This window comes from Streptomyces sp. NPDC006365, assembly GCF_042870755.1.
In the GTDB taxonomy this organism is placed as follows: Bacteria; Actinomycetota; Actinomycetes; order Streptomycetales; family Streptomycetaceae; genus Streptomyces; species Streptomyces xiangluensis.
The window spans coordinates 386,443-404,209 of sequence record NZ_JBIAHS010000002.1; the positions used below are offsets into that span (position 1 = coordinate 386,443).

General features: G+C 68.9%; 11 protein-coding genes. 8 read left to right on the forward strand and 3 right to left on the reverse strand.

Annotated elements, in window-relative coordinates; all coding sequences use genetic code 11:
- Positions 1-84: 84 nt before the first annotated feature.
- The 5 genes from ACFYO0_RS06900 to holA all read left to right on the forward strand — a co-directional run bounded on the left by ACFYO0_RS06900 (position 85) and on the right by holA (position 5,731).
- A complete protein-coding gene (locus ACFYO0_RS06900) occupies positions 85-2,421 on the forward strand; it encodes a ComEC/Rec2 family competence protein (RefSeq protein WP_388672748.1) in 2,337 nt (778 codons plus the stop codon).
- Positions 2,422-2,476: 55 nt separating this feature from the next.
- Positions 2,477-3,304, forward strand: coding sequence for an arylamine N-acetyltransferase (locus tag ACFYO0_RS06905; protein WP_388671774.1), 828 nt, complete (start codon positions 2,477-2,479; stop codon positions 3,302-3,304).
- A 168-nt stretch (positions 3,305-3,472) separates the two neighbouring features.
- Positions 3,473-4,360, forward strand: a complete 888-nt coding sequence (locus ACFYO0_RS06910; protein ID WP_388671777.1) for a YceI family protein — start codon at positions 3,473-3,475, stop codon at positions 4,358-4,360.
- Positions 4,361-4,430: 70 nt separating this feature from the next.
- Positions 4,431-4,676, forward strand: a complete 246-nt coding sequence (locus tag ACFYO0_RS06915; protein ID WP_344396869.1) for a hypothetical protein — start codon at positions 4,431-4,433, stop codon at positions 4,674-4,676.
- 59 nt (positions 4,677-4,735) lie between these two features.
- Positions 4,736-5,731 (forward strand): DNA polymerase III subunit delta, encoded by a 996-nt coding sequence (gene holA / locus ACFYO0_RS06920; RefSeq protein WP_388671781.1) that lies wholly within the window; start codon positions 4,736-4,738, stop codon positions 5,729-5,731.
- A 398-nt stretch (positions 5,732-6,129) separates the two neighbouring features.
- Here holA and rpsT read toward each other — a convergent pair whose 3' ends face one another.
- The gene (gene rpsT / locus ACFYO0_RS06925) at positions 6,130-6,396 is read right to left on the reverse strand and encodes a 30S ribosomal protein S20 (RefSeq protein WP_165341355.1); all 267 of its coding nucleotides are present in this window, start codon (positions 6,394-6,396) and stop codon (positions 6,130-6,132) included.
- Between the two features lie 284 nt (positions 6,397-6,680).
- On the opposite strand from rpsT, the gene lepA reads away from it, so the two are divergent.
- Together lepA and ACFYO0_RS06935 are read left to right on the forward strand one after the other, a co-directional pair.
- Positions 6,681-8,549, forward strand: coding sequence for a translation elongation factor 4 (gene lepA, locus ACFYO0_RS06930; RefSeq protein WP_388671784.1), 1,869 nt, complete (start codon positions 6,681-6,683; stop codon positions 8,547-8,549).
- A 278-nt stretch (positions 8,550-8,827) separates the two neighbouring features.
- Entirely contained in the window at positions 8,828-10,714 is a 1,887-nt protein-coding gene (locus ACFYO0_RS06935) for an AMP-dependent synthetase/ligase (protein ID WP_388671787.1), read from the forward strand.
- 202 nt (positions 10,715-10,916) lie between these two features.
- On the opposite strand, the gene ACFYO0_RS06940 is transcribed toward ACFYO0_RS06935, so the two are convergent.
- Positions 10,917-11,489, reverse strand: a complete 573-nt coding sequence (locus ACFYO0_RS06940; protein WP_388671790.1) for a two-component system response regulator — start codon at positions 11,487-11,489, stop codon at positions 10,917-10,919.
- A gap of 17 nt (positions 11,490-11,506) precedes the next feature.
- Positions 11,507-15,604 (reverse strand): HAMP domain-containing protein, encoded by a 4,098-nt coding sequence (locus ACFYO0_RS06945; protein ID WP_388671793.1) that lies wholly within the window; start codon positions 15,602-15,604, stop codon positions 11,507-11,509.
- 210 nt (positions 15,605-15,814) lie between these two features.
- On the opposite strand from ACFYO0_RS06945, the gene ACFYO0_RS06950 reads away from it, so the two are divergent.
- Positions 15,815-17,743, forward strand: coding sequence for a SpoIIE family protein phosphatase (locus tag ACFYO0_RS06950; RefSeq protein WP_388671796.1), 1,929 nt, complete (start codon positions 15,815-15,817; stop codon positions 17,741-17,743).
- The last annotated feature ends 24 nt before the right edge of the window (positions 17,744-17,767 follow it).

The window sequence follows — 17,767 nt, forward strand, 5'->3', positions numbered from 1 at the left end:
CACGGTGAATCGGACGGTGGTAACGCTGAGCCGCAGCGCCACCCCGCCGCCGTTCCGGAGCCCGACCGCGCGCGGCGAAGCCCTCTGTGGCGTACCTGGCCGAAAGCCTCCGTCGCCGCCGTGCTGCTCTGCGTGGCGGCAGCGGCTGCCTCCGGCGGGCTGCACGGGGCTGACCTGCGCCGCGGGCCGGTTCCGGAGTTGGCGCGCAAGTACACCGAGGTGACCGCCGACGTGGAGGTCACCTCCGACCCCCGGCTCACCCGCCCCCGGATCAGGGGAGCCCATGCCGCCCCGACCGCCGTACTGCTCCATGCCGACGTCCGCCGCATCGACCAGCCGGACGGGACGGTGACGGCGACGCGGACACCGGTACTGGTGATCGTGACGGTGGGGGTGGAATCCGGCGACAGCTCCGCGGCGGGGTCGGAAACCGGCGACGGTCCCGCAGCCGCATCGGAGTCCGGCGCCCCGTCCGGGAAGACACAAGGCTCACCCTGGCTTTCCCTCCTGCCCTCCACGAAGGTGCGGGTTGAGGCGCGGGTGGTGCCCGAGTTGGCGGACGGTGGGCGGGTCGCGGCTGTGTTGCGGGTTCAGGGCAGTGGGCCACCTCGAGTGGTGGGGGAGCCGTCCGGGACGCAGCGGTTCGCGGGGGACTTGCGTGGTGGGCTACGTGCGGCGACCGAGGGGCTGGGGCCGGATGCGCGGGCGTTGTTGCCAGGACTCGTGGTGGGGGACACCTCGCGGATCACGCCGGAGCTGGACGAGGTGTTCAAGGCGACTGATCTCACTCATCTTCTGGCCGTCAGCGGAGCCAACTTCACGATCTTGCTCGCCCTGCTCATCGGGCCGCCGGGCCTTGCTCAGCGCGCCGAGCGCCGAGGCCTCGCCTCCAGAATCGGCATCCCGTTGCGGGCGACCGCCGTACTCGGTGGGGCACTCTCGCTCGGCTTTGTCATCGTGTGCCGGCCGGACCCGAGTGTGCTGCGGGCGGCGGCCTGCGGATCGATCGCGCTGCTGGCCATCGCCACCGGCCGCCGCAGGTCACTGATTCCGGCGCTGGCCACGGCGGTTCTGCTCCTGGTGCTGTACGACCCCTGGCTGTCCAGGAGTTACGGCTTCCTGCTCTCCGTACTCGCGACCGGCGCCCTCCTCACCCTGGCCCCGAGGTGGAGCGCCGCACTCCAGAGGCGTCGGGTCCCGCCGCGGCTCGCCGAGGCGTTGGCCGCGGCGGGCGCGGCGCAGGCCGTATGCGCGCCCGTGGTCGTCCTCCTCTCGGCACGGGTGAGCCTGGTGGCGGTACCGTGCAATCTGCTCGCGGAGTTCGCGGTCGCGCCCGCCACGGTACTGGGCTTCGCGACGCTGGCCACCGCCTTGTGGGCGATGCCGGTCGCCAAGGCGCTGGCGTGGTGCGCGAGTTGGCCCGCGGGCTGGATCGCGGACATCGCCCGCACCGGAGCCTCCCTGCCCGGCGCGGGCGTGGACTGGCCGGACAGTTGGATGGGCGCGCTGCTGCTCGCCTGCGTGACCGTGGTGCTTGTACTCGCGGGCCGAAGGCTCCTGAGGCGCCCCTGGCTGAGCGGTGCCTGCGCGCTGCTGCTCCTGCTGGTGCTGGTGCAGCCGGCGCCCATCACCCGGGTGATCACGGGGTGGCCGCCATCGGGCTGGCGGTTCGCGATGTGCGACGTGGGACAGGGCGATGCGATGGTGCTCGCGGCTGGGGACGGCGCTGGTGTGGTGGTCGACGCGGGGCCAGATCCGGTCCTCGTCGACCGGTGCCTGCGTACGCTGGGCATCACCCGGCTCCCCCTCGTCGTGCTGACCCACTTCCACGCGGACCATGTGGCGGGGCTGCCGGGCGTGCTGCGCGGGCGTTCGGTGGGCGCGATCGAGACGACGGGCTTCGAAGAGCCGTTGGAGCAGGCGGAGTTCGTGCACCGGCAGGCGGCGGCCCGGCGTATCCCGGTGACCCGGGCGTTGGCGGGGGAGCGGCGGCGTACGGGCGCGCTCGACTGGCGGGTGCTGTGGCCGCCGCCCCGCCCGGCTCCCACTCCGGAGGGCCCGAACGACGCAAGTGTCGCCCTGATCGTACGGTCGGCCGGGCTGACCCTGCTCCTGCTCGGTGACCTCGAACCGCCCGCCCAGCAGGCCCTGTTGAGATCCCCGGCCGGCGCCGCACTGGGTGGCGTGGACGTGCTCAAGGTCGCCCATCACGGGTCGGCCTACCAGGACCCGGAACTCATACGCAGGACGGCGCCACGCCTCGCGCTCATCTCATGCGGCGCGGACAACCCGTACGGACATCCGGCACCGAGCACGGTGGCGGCACTGCGTGCCGGGGGCGCCACCGTGCTGCGTACGGACGAGGACGGGGCGATGGCCGTCGCCGGCGAGGGGGACCGCCTGTGGGTGGCGGGATCATGAGGCCCGCAAGCCAGGAGCCGGGAGCCGGAGAGTGGTGTCCTGGAAACTGGGAGGCATGGAATCCGTACAGGCAGACGCCTATCTCCGTCGGATCGGGGCCGAGCGCCCCGCGCTGCCCACCGCCGATGCGCTCCGGGAACTGCAACTGCGGCATTTGCTGACCGTGCCGTTCGAGAACCTGTCGATCCACTTGGGAGAGGAGATCGTGCTTGAGGAGAAACAGCTCCTGGACAAGGTGGTGAGGGCACGGCGGGGCGGCTTCTGTTACGAGCTGAACGGCGCGTTCGGAGCGCTGCTTGCGGATTTGGGTTTCGAGGTGACGCTCCTCGCGGCGCGGGTGTACGGGGAGGGGGAGCGGCTGGGCATTCCGTTCGACCATCTCGCGCTGCGGGTGCGGACGTCGGACGGGGGTGACTGGCTGGTCGACGTCGGGTTCGGGGCGAACAGCCACTATCCGCTGGCTTTCGGGGAGCGGGGCGAGCAGGTGGATCCGGCCGGCACGTTCAGGCTGGCCGAGGCCGGGGCGGATCCGGCAGGGGTGCGCGGGGGCACGGCGGGCTCCGGCGATCTGGATGTCCTGCGGGACGGCACACCTCAGTACCGGCTGGAGTTGCGGCCGCGGGTGCTCGAGGACTGCGTGAGCGGTGCCTGGTGGCACAGCACCTCGCCGGTGTCGCACTTCACGCGATCCCTCGTCTGTTCGCGAGTCACCGACGACGGTGGCCGGATCACGCTCAGCGGGCGGAAGCTCACGATCACGGCCGCCGACGGGAGGAAACACGGATTGGATATGGCCACGGACGAGGAGGTGCTGGCCGCGTACCGGGAGCGATTCGGAATCGTGCTGGAGCGGGTCCCAGCGGTCGGGAGAGCGGGTTCCTGAAGGAGGAAACATAAGCGGAACGGCAAACTCTGGCTGATCATGCCAATATCCAGCACATCTGCTGGATTCCCGCGATGTGGTCGAGTCTTGCCTCGAAAGCCGCACCAGTGGTCGAATGCAACGCCAGCAGAGCTTGTCTTGTTTCATACTGCGCGAGGTGTGTCGTAGATGGTCGGCCTTTGGCTGGGAAGCCGTAAGAACCGAGTGCAAGGATCGGGGACAGGTCTCCGCGCTGCCCTGCCCATGCCGACGGGTGCCGGGATGCTCAGCTGCCGGGTGCTGGATCCGGTCAACCAGCCGGTGTCGCATGCGGAGTTCACGGTCAGTGACGCCATGGGGCACAAGGTGGTCAGTGGGGGCGTGGATCCGTTCGGGTCCTTCGTGGCGACGGTTCCCGCGGGGGAGTACCGGCTCGGGGTGTCGGCGGAGGGGTATACGCCGCTCCGGGAGAGCGCCACGGTTCGCGAGAACTCAGTGACCTCGCTCGGTGATGTGGCGCTTCGGGTCGCCCAGCCCCCCGCACTGCCCGAGCCGGGGGACTGGGAGATCGAGCCCACGCATTCCTCGATCGGGTTCACCGCGCGGCACATCGGACTCGCGCGGGTTCATGGCCGGTTCAACACTTTCGCCGGGGTGATACGGGTCGCCGATCAGGTGGATCTGACGGCGATGCACGTGGTGATCGACGCCTCGTCCATCGACACCAACGTCAAGATGCGCGACGACCACCTGCGGTCGCAGGACTTCCTCGACGTCGACCGCTTCCCCACGCTGGAGTTCTACAGCGACCGCTTTGTGCACAAGGGCGGCAACCGGTGGGCGGTAACGGGGGCGCTGTCGCTGCACGGAGTGACGCGTACGGTCACGCTCGACACCGAGTACCTCGGCCTCGGCAACGGCATGGAGGGCGAGGTGCGGGCGGCGTGCCGGGCCACCACCGAGCTGCGGCGCGACGACTTCACGGTGAGCTGGCAGACGATGCTCGCCCGGGGCATCGCCGTGGTCGGTCCCAGCATCCGGGTCGCCCTGGACATACAGATCGTCCCCAAGAGCTGAACGGCGAGGCCTGAACAGCGAGGGCTGAGCCATGGCACCGGGTGCTCGGCGCGTACCGGAAAATGTCCGTGTGAGCGATGTGAGACATGTGCTGGTGCTGCCCGATCGCGATGCCGCTCAGGAGGCGTTGGAGGCGCTCGGGGAGCGGTTCGGGACAGACGAGGAGCCGCAGCTCGTGCGGGATGCCCTGGCCGGTGAGGACGATGCCGAGGACGCGCAGTGGCTGGTGGTCCTGCGGGATGCCGAAGGACGGCTGGACGCCGGGGAGTTGGACGAGTTCGCGGGCGAGTGGGACGGCTGGCGGGAGGAGCCGTAGCCCTGCGGCTGGGCTCGCGTCGGGGGCGTTGTCAGTGGTGCGTGGGATGCTTGAGCGCGATGGCCAGGAAGACTGAATCCGCAGACGCAGCAGATGTACTCGCCCCCGTCACGATCGCCGTCGGGCAGGAGGATCTGCTGCTCGACCGTGCCGTGCGAGAGGTGGTGACCGCTGCGCGGGCCGCCGATCGGGACACGGATGTACGGGACCTCACGTCGGACCAGTTGCAGCCGGGGACGCTTGCCGAGCTGACGAGTCCCTCGCTCTTCGCCGAGCGGAAAGTCGTGGTCGTGCGGGGTGCGCAGGATCTGTCTGCGGACACGATCAAGGACGTGAAGGCGTATTTCGGGGCGCCCGCCGAAGAGATCACGCTGGTGTTGCTGCATGCCGGCGGGGCCAAGGGCAAGGGGCTGCTCGATGCCGCGCGGAAGGCGGGAGCGCGGGAGGTCGCCTGCCCCAAGATGACCAGGCCGGCGGACCGGCTGGCCTTCGTGCGCGGTGAGTTCCGTACGCTCGGGCGGTCGGCCACGCCGGAGGCCTGCCAGGCCCTTGTCGATGCGATCGGGAGTGATCTGCGGGAGTTGGCGTCCGCGGTGGCGCAGCTGGTCGCGGACGTCGAGGGGACGATCGACGATGCGGTCGTCGGGCGGTACTACACCGGGCGGGCCGAGGCCTCCAGCTTCACGGTCGCCGACCGGGCCGTCGAGGGGCGGGCGGCGGAGGCGCTCGAGGCGCTGCGGTGGTCCTTGTCGACGGGGGTTGCGCCGGTGCTGATCACCAGCGCGCTGGCGCAAGGGGTCCGAGCCATCGGCAAGCTGTCCTCCGCGCGTGGGGGGCGTCCGGCCGACCTGGCCCGTGAGCTCGGGATGCCGCCGTGGAAGATCGACCGGGTGCGGCAGCAGATGAGGGGCTGGACGCCGGACGGCGTCGCGGTCGCCCTCCGGGCGGTGGCAGAAGCGGACGCGGGCGTCAAGGGTGGGGGCGATGATCCTGAGTACGCCCTGGAGAAGGCGGTCGTTGCTATCGCCCGGGCCGCGCGGTCCCGACGGGGTTAGGGCGCCTACCGGGGCGATGGGTTTGGGTTCGTAGGCGACTGCGGGTCGTTCGTGGCTGGTCGCTCCCCTACTCTCGGCTTCTCCCGCACTCTCGACTTCTCCCCCACTCTCGACTTCTCCCCCACTCTCGACTTCGCTCGAGCGGGGGGACCCCCATGAGCGGGGGGACCCCCATCGCGGCGGAGCCGCAAATCGATACAGCCCCGCGCCCCTTACGGCGCCGAAGGCCCCGCTTCCCGCCCTGGGGAAGGGCGGGAAGCGGGGCCTTGGCTTCAAGCTGAGGACTCGTACCCGCGTGGCGAACGCAGGCCGCGTACGAGTCGGGTGCCGGTCGGGAGCGGATGAGAGAGGGCCCGCTCGGGTCCTTCCGGCGATCAAATCAAGTGAGCGTTACAGGTTCAGCCCTTGAGGGAAGCGACCTGGGAAGCAAGCGCCGACTTCTTGTTGGCGGCCTGGTTCTTGTGGATGACGCCCTTCGAGGCGGCCTTGTCGAGCTGACGCGCGGCAGCGCGCTGCAACTCGGTGGCCTTCTCGACGTCACCCGCGGCAGCGGCCTCACGGGCCTTGCGGATCGCGGTCTTCAGCGAGGACTTCACGGCCTTGTTGCGCAGCCGCGCCTTCTCGTTGGTCTTGATCCGCTTCATCTGGGACTTGATGTTCGCCACGAATGAGCCTTTTCAGGTTCAGGCGCACGAGGGCGAGCCTCACACGCCGGTGATTGATCTTCGAATGGCCCACCGGTGACCCGGCCGAGCCGTCTGTGCCTCCCGCAGAGGTCGCCCACACGGGGCGACTCAGAGGGCATGAGACACAGCTGCTCAGACTAGCAGCCGTAGTCCTACCGGCCCAAACCCGTCGCCGGTCCCCGCCCGTGGGACCATGGAACCTACGTATCGATCCGAACCCGAGCCGCTGACCCCTGCGGATACCTCAAGAATCAGGACCCTGCGTGCCCGCGACCCCTAACAATGTGCCGAAGCCGAGCCGTACCGACCCGGCTCTGATCCGCAATTTCTGCATCATCGCGCACATCGACCACGGCAAGTCCACGCTCGCCGACCGGATGCTCCAGCTGACCGGCGTGGTCGAGCAGCGGCAGATGCGCGCTCAGTATCTCGACCGTATGGACATCGAGCGCGAGCGCGGCATCACGATCAAGTCCCAGGCGGTCCGTCTGCCCTGGGCTCCGACCGAGGACCCGGGTAACACCCACATCCTCAACATGATCGACACTCCGGGGCACGTGGACTTCACGTACGAGGTGTCCCGGTCGCTCGCCGCGTGCGAGGGGACGATCCTGCTCGTCGACGCCGCTCAGGGCATCGAGGCCCAGACCCTCGCCAACCTCTACCTGGCGATGGAGAACGACCTCACGATCATCCCCGTCCTCAACAAGATCGATCTGCCCGCCGCGCAGCCCGAGAAGTTCGCCGAGGAGCTCGCCCACCTCATCGGCTGCGACCCCGGCGATGTCCTCAAGGTCTCCGCCAAGACCGGACTCGGCGTCGAGGCGCTGCTGGACAAGGTGGTCGCCCAGGTTCCCGCCCCCGTCGGCGTCAAGGACGCCCCGGCGCGAGCCATGATCTTCGACTCGGTGTACGACTCCTACCGCGGCGTCGTGACGTACGTACGAGTCATCGACGGGCAGCTCAACAAGCGCGAGCGGATCCGGATGATGTCCACCGGCGCCACGCACGAGCTGTTGGAGATCGGGACCAACTCGCCCGAGATGCTCTCCGCCGACGGCCTGGGAGTCGGTGAGGTCGGTTACCTCATCACCGGTGTGAAGGATGTCCGTCAGTCCAAGGTCGGTGACACGATCACGACCCTGAACAAGGGGGCGACCGAGGCGCTCGGCGGCTACAAGGACCCGAAGCCGATGGTCTTCTCGGGCCTGTATCCGCTGGACGGCTCCGACTACCCCGAGCTGCGCGACGCTCTCGACAAGCTTCAGCTCAACGACGCCGCGCTGGTCTACGAGCCGGAGACCTCCGCCGCGCTCGGCTTCGGTTTCCGCGTCGGTTTCCTCGGGCTGCTGCACCTGGACGTGATCCGGGAGCGCCTCGAGCGCGAGTTCGGGCTCGACCTGATCGCCACCGCACCGAACGTGGTCTACCGCGTGATCATGGAGGACGGCGTCGAGCACACGGTGACGAACCCGAGCGAGTTCCCCGAGGGGAAGATCAGTGAGGTGTACGAGCCGGTCGTACGCGCCACGATTCTCGCCCCGAGCGAGTTCATCGGCTCGATCATGGAGCTGTGCCAGACCCGCCGCGGCACCATGCTCGGCATGGACTACCTCTCCGAGGACCGCGTCGAGATCCGCTACACGCTGCCGCTCGCGGAGATCGTCTTCGACTTCTTCGACCAGCTGAAGTCCAAGACCCGCGGCTATGCCTCCCTCGACTACGAGCCCACCGGCGAGCAGACCTCCAGCCTCGTCAAGGTGGACATCCTGCTGCACGGCGACAAGGTCGACGCGTTCTCGGCGATCACCCACAAGGACCAGGCGTACGCATATGGCGTGCGGCTGGTCGCCAAGCTGCGCGAGCTGATCCCGCGGCAGGCCTTCGAGGTGCCCATCCAGGCGGCCATCGGCTCCCGGGTCATCGCCCGCGAGACCATCCGTGCCATCCGCAAGGACGTCCTGGCCAAGTGCTACGGCGGTGACATCTCCCGTAAGCGGAAGCTGCTGGAGAAGCAGAAGGAGGGCAAGAAGCGGATGAAGATGGTGGGCTCTGTGGAGGTTCCGCAAGAGGCCTTCATCGCGGTGCTGTCCAGCGACGAGAGCGCGACCTCCGGCAGGGGAAAGAAGTAACAGGCGTCGTTCCGGGGAAGCCAACCACTGTTACCCCTGGAAACTGGGGAAGAATGCGGGCTCGTCGCGTTTCGGCGCGACGGGCCCGTACGCGTGCGTAAGGTCGCTCTGTGTAGGAGTCTCTGTAGGAAGTGACAGCCCGCCACCCCTTACACACCGGCGAGCCGCGCTCTACTCTGATCACCACTCGATGGTTACTCGTGAGTTAAACAGCGGCCGCGAGTGACACAACAGCCGCAAAGAGCCAGCCGCACACTGTCGCGGGCCCGGAGGATGTCGTGAGCGACACACAAACCCTGATCGAGAACCGTCCGCCGTCCGTGGCGGCCCTCTTCCTGGAGCGCGTGGCGGCCACACCGGACGCCGAGGCTTACCGCTACCCCGTACCTCCCGCGTCGGGCGAAGGCCCGGACGAATGGAAGTCACTGACCTGGGCGCAGGCCGCCGAGCGGGTCTTCGCCATCGCTGCCGGTCTGATCGAACTGGGCGTTCAGCCGGAGCAGCGCGTCGCGCTCTCGTCCGCCACCCGGGTCGAGTGGATCCTCGCCGACCTCGGCATCATGTGCGCGGGCGCTGCGACGACGACCGTCTACCCGCAGACCAATGCCGAGGAGTCGGCGTTCATCCTCTCCGACTCCGAGAGCAAGGTCCTGATCGCGGAGGACGCCGCTCAGCTCGCCAAGGCGCGCGAGAAGCGGGCGGAACTCCCCGAACTGACCCATGTCGTCGTCATCGACGGCACCGACGTGGACTCCTCCCAGGACGAGGGTGACTGGGTGCTCACCCTCGCCGAGCTGGAGAAGCGCGGCGCCGCCGGCCTGGAGAAGAACCCCGACCTCATCAAGGAGAAGGTCGGCGCGATCACCTCCGACCAGCTCGCCACGCTGATCTACACCTCCGGCACCACCGGCCGCCCCAAGGGCGTACGGCTGCCGCACGACAACTGGTCGTACATGGCCAAGGCGACCTCCGCGACGGGGCTGATCAGCGCCGAGGACGTGCAGTACCTGTGGCTGCCGCTCGCCCATGTCTTCGGCAAGGTGCTCACGTCCGGGCAGATCGACGTCGGGCACGTCACCGCCGTCGACGGCCGCGTGGACAAGATCATCGAGAATCTGCCGGTGGTGCAGCCGACGTACATGGCGGCCGTGCCCCGCATCTTCGAGAAGGTCTACAACGGCGTCGCGGCCAAGGCCCGCGCCGGCGGCGGAGCCAAGTACAAGATCTTCCAGTGGGCGGCCGGGGTCGCCCGCGAGTACGCCAAGGTCAGCCAGGACAACTTCCGCAGGACCGGTACGGCCTCCGTGCCCTTCGGTCTTGGCGCCAAGCACAAGGTGGCGGACGCGCTCGTCTACTCCAAGCTGCGCGATGCCTTCGGTGGCAATCTGCGCGCCTGCGTCTCCGGATCGGCCGCGCTCGCGCCCGATATCGGCTTCTTCTTCGCCGGCGCCGGCGTGCACATCCTGGAGGGGTACGGACTGACCGAGTCGTCCGCCGCGTCCTTCGTGAACCCGGGGGAGGCGTACCGCACGGGGACCGTGGGCAAGCCGCTGCCCGGCTGCGAGGTGCGTATCGCGGACGACGGCGAGATCCTGCTGCGCGGGCCCGGGATCATGGAGGGCTACCACAAGCTGCCCGAGAAGACCGCCGAAGTGCTGGAGCCGGACGGCTGGTTCCACACCGGGGACATCGGCGAGCTGTCGCCCGACGGCTATCTGCGGATCACCGACCGCAAGAAGGACCTCATCAAGACGTCCAGCGGCAAGTACATCGCGCCGGCCGAGGTCGAGGGCCAGTTCAAGGCGGTGTGCCCGTACGTGTCCAACATCCTCGTGCACGGCGCCGACCGGAACTTCTGCACCGCGCTCATCGCGCTCGATGAGCCGTCCATCATCGGGTGGGCCGAGGAGCACGGGCTGTCGGGCAAGTCGTACGCGGAGGTTGTCGCCGACCCTGCGACGGTTGAGCTCATTGACGGGTACGTCAAGCAGCTCAACGAAGGGCTTCAGCGGTGGCAGACCATCAAGAAGTTCAGGCTTCTGCCGCGGGACCTCGACATTGAGCACGGTGAGCTGACGCCGAGTCTGAAGTTGAAGCGGCCGGTTGTGGAGCGGGAGTACAAGGAGCTGATCGAGGAGATGTACGCGGGCTCCCGAGAGGCCTAGCGCCTCGCGGGAGAGCGGGGAACTGCGGTCGGCTTTTGGCTGCGGTCGTTTGTGGCTGGTCGCGCAGTTCCCCGCGCCCCTTACGGGGCGTCCCTCTGCAGGTTGTTCGTGGCTGGTCGCGCCCACGCGGCGGAGTCGCAAATTGATACAGCCCCGCGCCCCTTACGGGGCGTCCTCTCGCGTCCGCTACGGCTGCACCGCCCTACAGGGCGCCGTTTCCCGTTACCAAGGCCCGGAGGTCTCTGACCTGGGTGCGCAACGTCGCCAAGTCCGGGGAGACTTCCACCAGCTGCTTCTCCAAGGCGTCCAGGCGCGCGTTCACCTGCGCGCCATGTGCCCGCTGCTGCGCAAGCATCCGTTCCAGTTGGCGGTTTTTGCGGTGGAGGTCCAGGAAGACCGTGACCTTGGCTCGTAGGACCCAGGGGTCGAAGGGCTTGGTGAGGTAGTCGGCGGCGCCGGTGGCGTAGCCGCGGAAGGCGTAGCCCGAGTCGGCGTCCGTGCCCGTCAGGAAGATGATCGGGACGTCCTTGGTCTGGTCGAGCCGCTTGATGTTCGCGGCGGTCTCGAAACCGTCCATGCCCGGCATACGGATGTCGAGCAGCACGACGGCGAACCGCTGGCGCAGCAGCGCCTTCATCGCTTCCTCGCCGGAACGGGCCCGTATCAGCGGCTCGTTGAGGGACCCCAGGACGGCCTCCAGCGCGAGCAGGTTGTCCTCCATGTCGTCCACGAGGAGGATGTTGGCGCGCTCGTCGGTCGATGCCTCAGTACTCATGGTGTTGGCTGCCTGCCTCAGTCGTTCGGCGACGGGACGGCGGGGCCGACATTTTCCGGCTCTTCGCCGCGTCCCTCCGCCTCCGAGTCGTCGTCTTGTCCGTCGTCTTGTCGGTCGTCTTGTCCGGCCGGTTCCAGAAGGGCGCAGACGACGGTCAGCAGTTGATCGACGTCCACCGGCTTGGGTACGTAGTCATTGGCGCCGCGGGCGATGGACTTCTCGCGGTCGCCCGGCATCGCCTTGGCGGTGAGGGCGACGATGGGAAGGCCGGCCCAGCGCGAGGTGCGGCGGATGGCGGCGATGGTCTCGTAGCCGTCCATCTCCGGCATCATGATGTCCATCAGGACCAGTTCGACGTCCGGGTTGCGCTCCAGCGTCTCGATGCCCTCGCGGCCGTTCTCCGCGTACAGCACGGGCATCCCGACCCGGCCCAGGACATGAGTGAGCGCGAAGACGTTGCGGATGTCGTCGTCCACGATCAACACCCGGCGTCCCGGCAGCAGTTGACCCGCCCGGCCCGCCTTCCACGCCTCCAGCTTGGTGGGCGTGGGCCAGGTGTCGTCCGTGTCGTGGACGGTGTACGGCTCGGTGGATTCGGCGGACACCTGCTTGGGCGCGGGCGACTGGCGCTCCTCCGGTACGGGCCCGGTTGCCGCGTGGCCGGGGCTGGCGACGGGTACGTACAGCGTGAAGGTGGAGCCCTCGCCCGGCTGGCTCTCGGCGATGATCCGGCCGCCGAGCAGCCTGGCGATCTCGCGGCTGATGGACAGACCGAGGCCGGTGCCGCCGTACTTGCGGTTGGTGGTGCCGTCGGCCTGCTGGAACGCCTCGAAGATCACCGGGAGTTTCTCCGGCGCGATACCGATGCCGGTGTCGGTCACCGCGAAGGCGATCACCTCGTCGTGGTCGCCGCCGCGCGTGTAGCGGTGCTCGGGGTCCTTGACGCGGTTGACGCGCAGTTCGACCCGGCCGCTCGCGGTGAACTTGATTGCGTTGGACAGCAGATTGCGCAGGATCTGCTGGAGGCGCTGCTCGTCCGAGTACATCTCGCGCGGTACGCCCTCGCCGACCGCCACCTCGAAAGCGAGCCCCCGGTCGATGGTCAGCGGCCGGAAAGTGGCGTGGACGTAGTCGAGCAGCTTGATCAGCGGCAGCTTCTTCGGGCGTACGTCCATCCGGCCGGCCTCGATCTTCGAGAGGTCGAGGATGTCGTTGATCAGCTGGAGCAGGTCCGAGCCCGAGCGGTGGATCGTGGACGCGAACTGCACCTCCTGGTCGGAGAGATGGCCGTCCGGGTTGTCGGAGAGCAGACGGGCGAGGATCAGCAGCGAGTTCAGCGGTGTGCGCAGCTCGTGCGACATGTTCGCCAGGAACTCCGACTTGTACTGCGACGACGTCGCCAGGAGTGCTGCCTTCTCCTCCAGTTCGGCGTTCGAGCGCTGCAACTCGGCCTGCTGACGCTGGAGTTCGTCGGAGCGCTCCTGGAGCTGGGTGGCCAGCTGCTGGGACTGGCCGAGCAGGGACTCCGTACGGGAGTTGGCGATGATGGTGTTGATGGCGACGCCGATGGTGTTCACGAACTGGTCGAAGAAGGCCAGGTGGACATCGGAGAAGCGGGAGAACGAGGCCAGTTCGACCACACCGAGCAGCTTGTCCTCGAAGAGGATCGGAATGATGACGACGCTGGCCGGGGACGCCTCGCCCAGACCGCTGTTGATCTTGATGTAGTCCGGCGGGGCCTCCTCGACGAGGATCCGCTTCTTCTCCCGGGCCGCCTGCGCCACCAGCCCGTGCACCGGCAGCCCGCCGGTCTCCACGGTCGCGCCCTGCGCCGCCCCGTAGCCGGCGATGAAGGCAAGTCCCTTGGCGGGCACGGCCGTTCGCAGGGCCGGGCTGTCCTCGTCGGGGTCGGCCAGATAGAACGCGCCGTACTGTGCGTTCACCAGCGGTGTCAGCTCGCGCAGGATCAGGTCGGCGACCTCCATCAGGTCCCGGTGGCCCTGCATCAGGGCGGCGAGGCGGGCGAGGTTCGACTCCAGCCAGTCCTTCGCGCGGGTCGTCTCGCGGAGGTTGGCCACCATCAGGTTGATGTTGTCCTTCAGCTCGGTGACCTCGCCGCGGGTCTCCACCGAGATGGAGCGGGACATGTCGCCCTGGGCAACCGCGGACGCCACCTCGGCGATCGCGCGGACCTGGGTGGTGAGGTTGGAGGCGAGTTCGTTCACGTTCGTCGTCAGGCGCTTCCAGGTGCCGTACACGCCCTCGACCCTTGCCTGGCCGCCGAGCTGGCCCTCGGAACCCACCTCGCGGGCCACCCTCGTCACCTCGGACGAGAACGACGACAGGGTGTCCACCATCGTGTTGATCGTGGTCTTCAGCTCCAGGATCTCGCCGCGCGCGTCCACGTCGATCTTCTTGGAGAGGTCACCCTGGGCCACGGCGGTGGCGACCTGCGCGATGTTCCGTACCTGTGAAGTCAGGTTGTCCGCCATGTAGTTGACGTTGTCGGTCAGATCCCGCCAGACACCCGAGACGCCCAGGACCTGGGCACGCCCGCCGAGTCGTCCGTCCGTGCCTACCTCGCGGGCCACGCGGGTCACCTCGTCGGCGAAGGCGCGCAGCTGCTCCACCATCGTGTTGACGGTGTCCTTGAGTTCGAGGATCTCGCCGCGGGCGTCGACGGTGATCTTCTTGGACAGGTCGCCGTTCGCGACGGCCGTGGTCACCTGGGCGATGTTCCGCACCTGTGAGGTCAGGTTGAGCGCCATGAAGTTGACGTTGTCGGTGAGGTCCTTCCAGACCCCGGATACGCCACGGACCTGGGCCTGACCTCCCAGGTTGCCCTCGGTGCCGACCTCGCGGGCCACTCGCGTCACCTCATCCGCGAACGCGGAGAGCTGGTCGACCATCGTGTTGATCGTCGACTTCAGCTCCAGGATCTCGCCCTTCGCCTCCACCGTGATCTTCTTGCCGAGGTCGCCCTGGGCGACGGCGGTCGAGACGAGCGCGATGTTCCGCACCTGTGAGGTCAGGTTGTCCGCCATGAAGTTGACGTTGTCGGTGAGGTCCTTCCAGACCCCGGATACGCCACGGACCTGAGCGCGACCTCCCAGGTTGCCCTCGGTGCCGACCTCGCGGGCCACCCTCGTCACCTCATCCGCGAACGCGGAGAGCTGGTCGACCATCGTGTTGATCGTCGACTTGAGTTCGAGGATCTCGCCCTGCGCGTCGACCGTGATCTTCTGGCTGAGGTCGCCGTTCGCGACGGCCGTGGTCACCTGGGCGATGTTGCGGACCTGCGACGTCAGGTTGGACGCCATGAAGTTGACGTTGTCGGTGAGGTCCTTCCACACCCCGGACACCCCGCGCACCTGCGCGCGACCGCCCAACTGGCCCACCGTGCCCACCTCGCGGGCCACTCGCGTGACCTCGTCGGCGAAGGCGGAGAGCTGGTCGACCATCGTGTTCACGGTCAGCTTCAGTTCGAGCAGCTCGCCCGTCGCCTCGACCGTCACCGTGCGGGTCAGATCGCCGCGCGCCACCGCCGTCGTCACCAGGGCGATGTCCCGCACCTGCGCGGTCAGCCGGGATGCCATCGTGTTGACGGCCTCGGTCACGTCCCGCCAGCTCCCGGACAGGCCCGTCACTTTGGCGCGACCGCCCAGCCGTCCCTCCGTGCCGACCTCGCGCGCGACCCGGGTCACCTCTCCGGTGAACAGGGACAGCTGATCCACCATCTTGTTGACGGCTCGCCCCAAGCGGCGTAGATCGCCCCGGAGTTGACGGTTCCCGTCATGCAGGTCGACCCGCTGGGTCAGATCGCCGCCGGCCACCGCGTCCAGCACGCGCGTCGCGTTCGCGGCGGGCGCCACCAGTGCGTCGAGCAGCTGGTTCACATCGTCGACCCTGGACGTCCACTGCCCCTGGCCAGGGCTTGCGGAGAGCCGCTCGTCAAGGCGGCCGTGGCGCACCAGCTCCCGGCGGACGCGCTGCACCTCGGAGTTGAAGTGCGCGTCACGGCCCATGATCTGGTTGAACACCGTGTTGAGCTCGGCCACCAGCCCCTGCCCCGTCTCCGGCACCTTCGTGAAGTCACCGTCCCGGGCGGCGGTCATGGCGGCGAGCAGAGGACGCAGATCAGATGCTCGAATTTGTCCGTCTTCGAACACTTGCGTAGCACTGTTCTCACTCATGCGGGCCCACTTCGGTAACTCGGCGCTTATGGGCGGGGTCAGTCTGTCACTCTGTCGATGCCGCCTGAGGCCTATTCGTCCAACTGCTCAGGGAGCCGCACAGTGGGGGCCATACCAACGCGACGGGAGACCATGTCCCGTGCTCCTGATACGCCTGAGCGCCCGCGCCCGGCCGCGCGTACATCGCTGCCGGGCAACCCTCTCGCGCCGGGAGCCGCCCGCCGCTTCGTCCGCACAGCGCTCGCCGAGTGGACCGAACTCGCCCTGCACGGCGTCGAGTTCATCACCGATCAGCTGGTCGACGAGGCTGTGGTCGTGGTCAGCGAACTCGTCACCAACGCGGTCGTGCACGCCGGCACGGACGTAGGCCTGGAGATGTGCCTCGAAGCCGCCGAGCACGCCGAGACCGCCGAGACCGCCGAAGACACTGCCGGATCGGCCGCCGGTGTGCTCGCCATCGAGGTCGCCGACCACCATCCCGCGCGCGCGGTGCGCGGCGACGGCGTGGAGCGGCCGCACGACACCGTCGAGTACGGGCGCGGTCTGCGGCTCGTCTCCGCGCTCGCCGAGTCCTGGGGCATCACCTACCGCACCGGCACCAAGACCGTGTGGGCGCGGCTGCCCGTCGAGGGGGTCGCGCCCGTCGAGGAGACGGCCGAGCCAGAGGCGTACGCCGGTGAACACGCCCTGCTGCGCGGGGTGCGGGCCGCCGAGATCCTCGCCCCCGCGCCCCGCCGCGGCGTACCGCTGCAGGACCAGGAATGGCTCAACCGCGGCGCCCTCTGCTTCCTCGCCGAGGCCTCCGACCTGCTGGCCGGGCAGCTCGACGAGGACCTGGTCGCCGCGCTCACCGGGCAGCTGCTCGTGCCGCGGCTCGCCGACTGGTGCGCGGTGTGGCTGGAGGACGAGACCCCGGGCCGGCCCGACGGGGGCCTGATCGGCGGGCCACGGCTCGCCCGCGTCTGGCACGGCAGCGAGAACCGTATCGAGGAGCTGCGCCTGTTCCTCGAGAAGGACCCGCCGCGCGTGCCCGACTCGGCGGGCTCCAGCCCCGTTCCCATGCCCTGGCCCGGAGAAGCGCTCGGCGCGGACGCGGACAGCGGGACGGCACTCGCGTACCGGCTGATCGCGGGCGGCCGGCCGCTCGGCACTCTCGTCATCGGACGGGCCGGGCTCGTCCGCTTCCCCGACGAGATCACCGGGCTCGTCGAGGACCTCAGCCGCCGGGTCTCCCTCGCCATCGGGGCGGCCCGGCAGTACGCGCGCCAGGCCACCATCAGCCGTGTACTGCAGCGTGGCCTGCTGCCCGGAGCGGTCGCCGAGATACCGGGCGTACGCAGCGCGCTCGTGTACGAGCCGTGCGACAAGGGCGGGCCGAGCGGCGACTTCTACGACCTCTTCCCGGCCGGGGACGGGCGCTGGTGCTTCGCGCTCGGCGACGTCCAGGGCAAGGGGCCCGAGGCCGCCGTCGTCATCGGCCTCGCCCGGCCCTGGCTGCGGCTGCTCGCCCGTGAGGGCTACGAGGTGCCCGACGTCCTCGACCGCCTCAACCAGCTGCTCCTCGACGACGCGACCGAGGCCGCGGACGCCGCCGCCCGCTCCCTGGTCGCGGCCGGCGGGTCCGGCCTTGCCGACGAAGGTCCGCAGAACCGGTTCCTCTCCCTGCTGTACGGCGAGCTGGTCCCCTTCGACGGCGGTGTGCACTGCACCATCGCCTCCGCCGGGCATCCGCTGCCGTTGGTCCTCGAACCCTGCGGCACGGTGCTCACCGAGGTGGTCCAGCCGCAGACGCTGCTCGGTGTCTTCGAGGACGCCACGTACACATACGGCAGCTTCGAGCTGCGCCCCGGCGACAGCCTCCTGTGTGTCACCGACGGGGTGACGGAGCGGCGCAGCGGGGCCCGGCAGTTCGACGACTCCGAAGGGCTTGCCACCGTCCTCAGCGGCTGCGCGGGCCTGAGCGCCGAGCTGATCGCCGAGCGGATCCGGCGCCTGGTGCACGAATTCGGTCCGAGGCCGCCGGAGGACGATCTCGCGCTGCTGGTGCTGCAGGCGGAGTAGGCCGGGGATGCGCGGCGGTGCTGG

Bases quoted from the DNA above. Each gene is read 5' to 3' on its own strand.
- ACFYO0_RS06950 (WP_388671796.1), top strand. From the start codon at position 15,815: ATGTCCCGTGCTCCTGATACGCCTGAGCGCCCGCGCCCGGCCGCGCGT.
- ACFYO0_RS06905 (WP_388671774.1), top strand. From the start codon at position 2,477: ATGGAATCCGTACAGGCAGACGCCTATCTCCGTCGGATCGGGGCCGAG.
- ACFYO0_RS06940 (WP_388671790.1), bottom strand. From the start codon at position 11,489: ATGAGTACTGAGGCATCGACCGACGAGCGCGCCAACATCCTCCTCGTG.
- ACFYO0_RS06945 (WP_388671793.1), bottom strand. From the start codon at position 15,604: ATGACCGCCGCCCGGGACGGTGACTTCACGAAGGTGCCGGAGACGGGG.
- ACFYO0_RS06910 (WP_388671777.1), top strand. From the start codon at position 3,473: ATGGTCGGCCTTTGGCTGGGAAGCCGTAAGAACCGAGTGCAAGGATCG.
- holA (WP_388671781.1), top strand. From the start codon at position 4,736: ATGGCCAGGAAGACTGAATCCGCAGACGCAGCAGATGTACTCGCCCCC.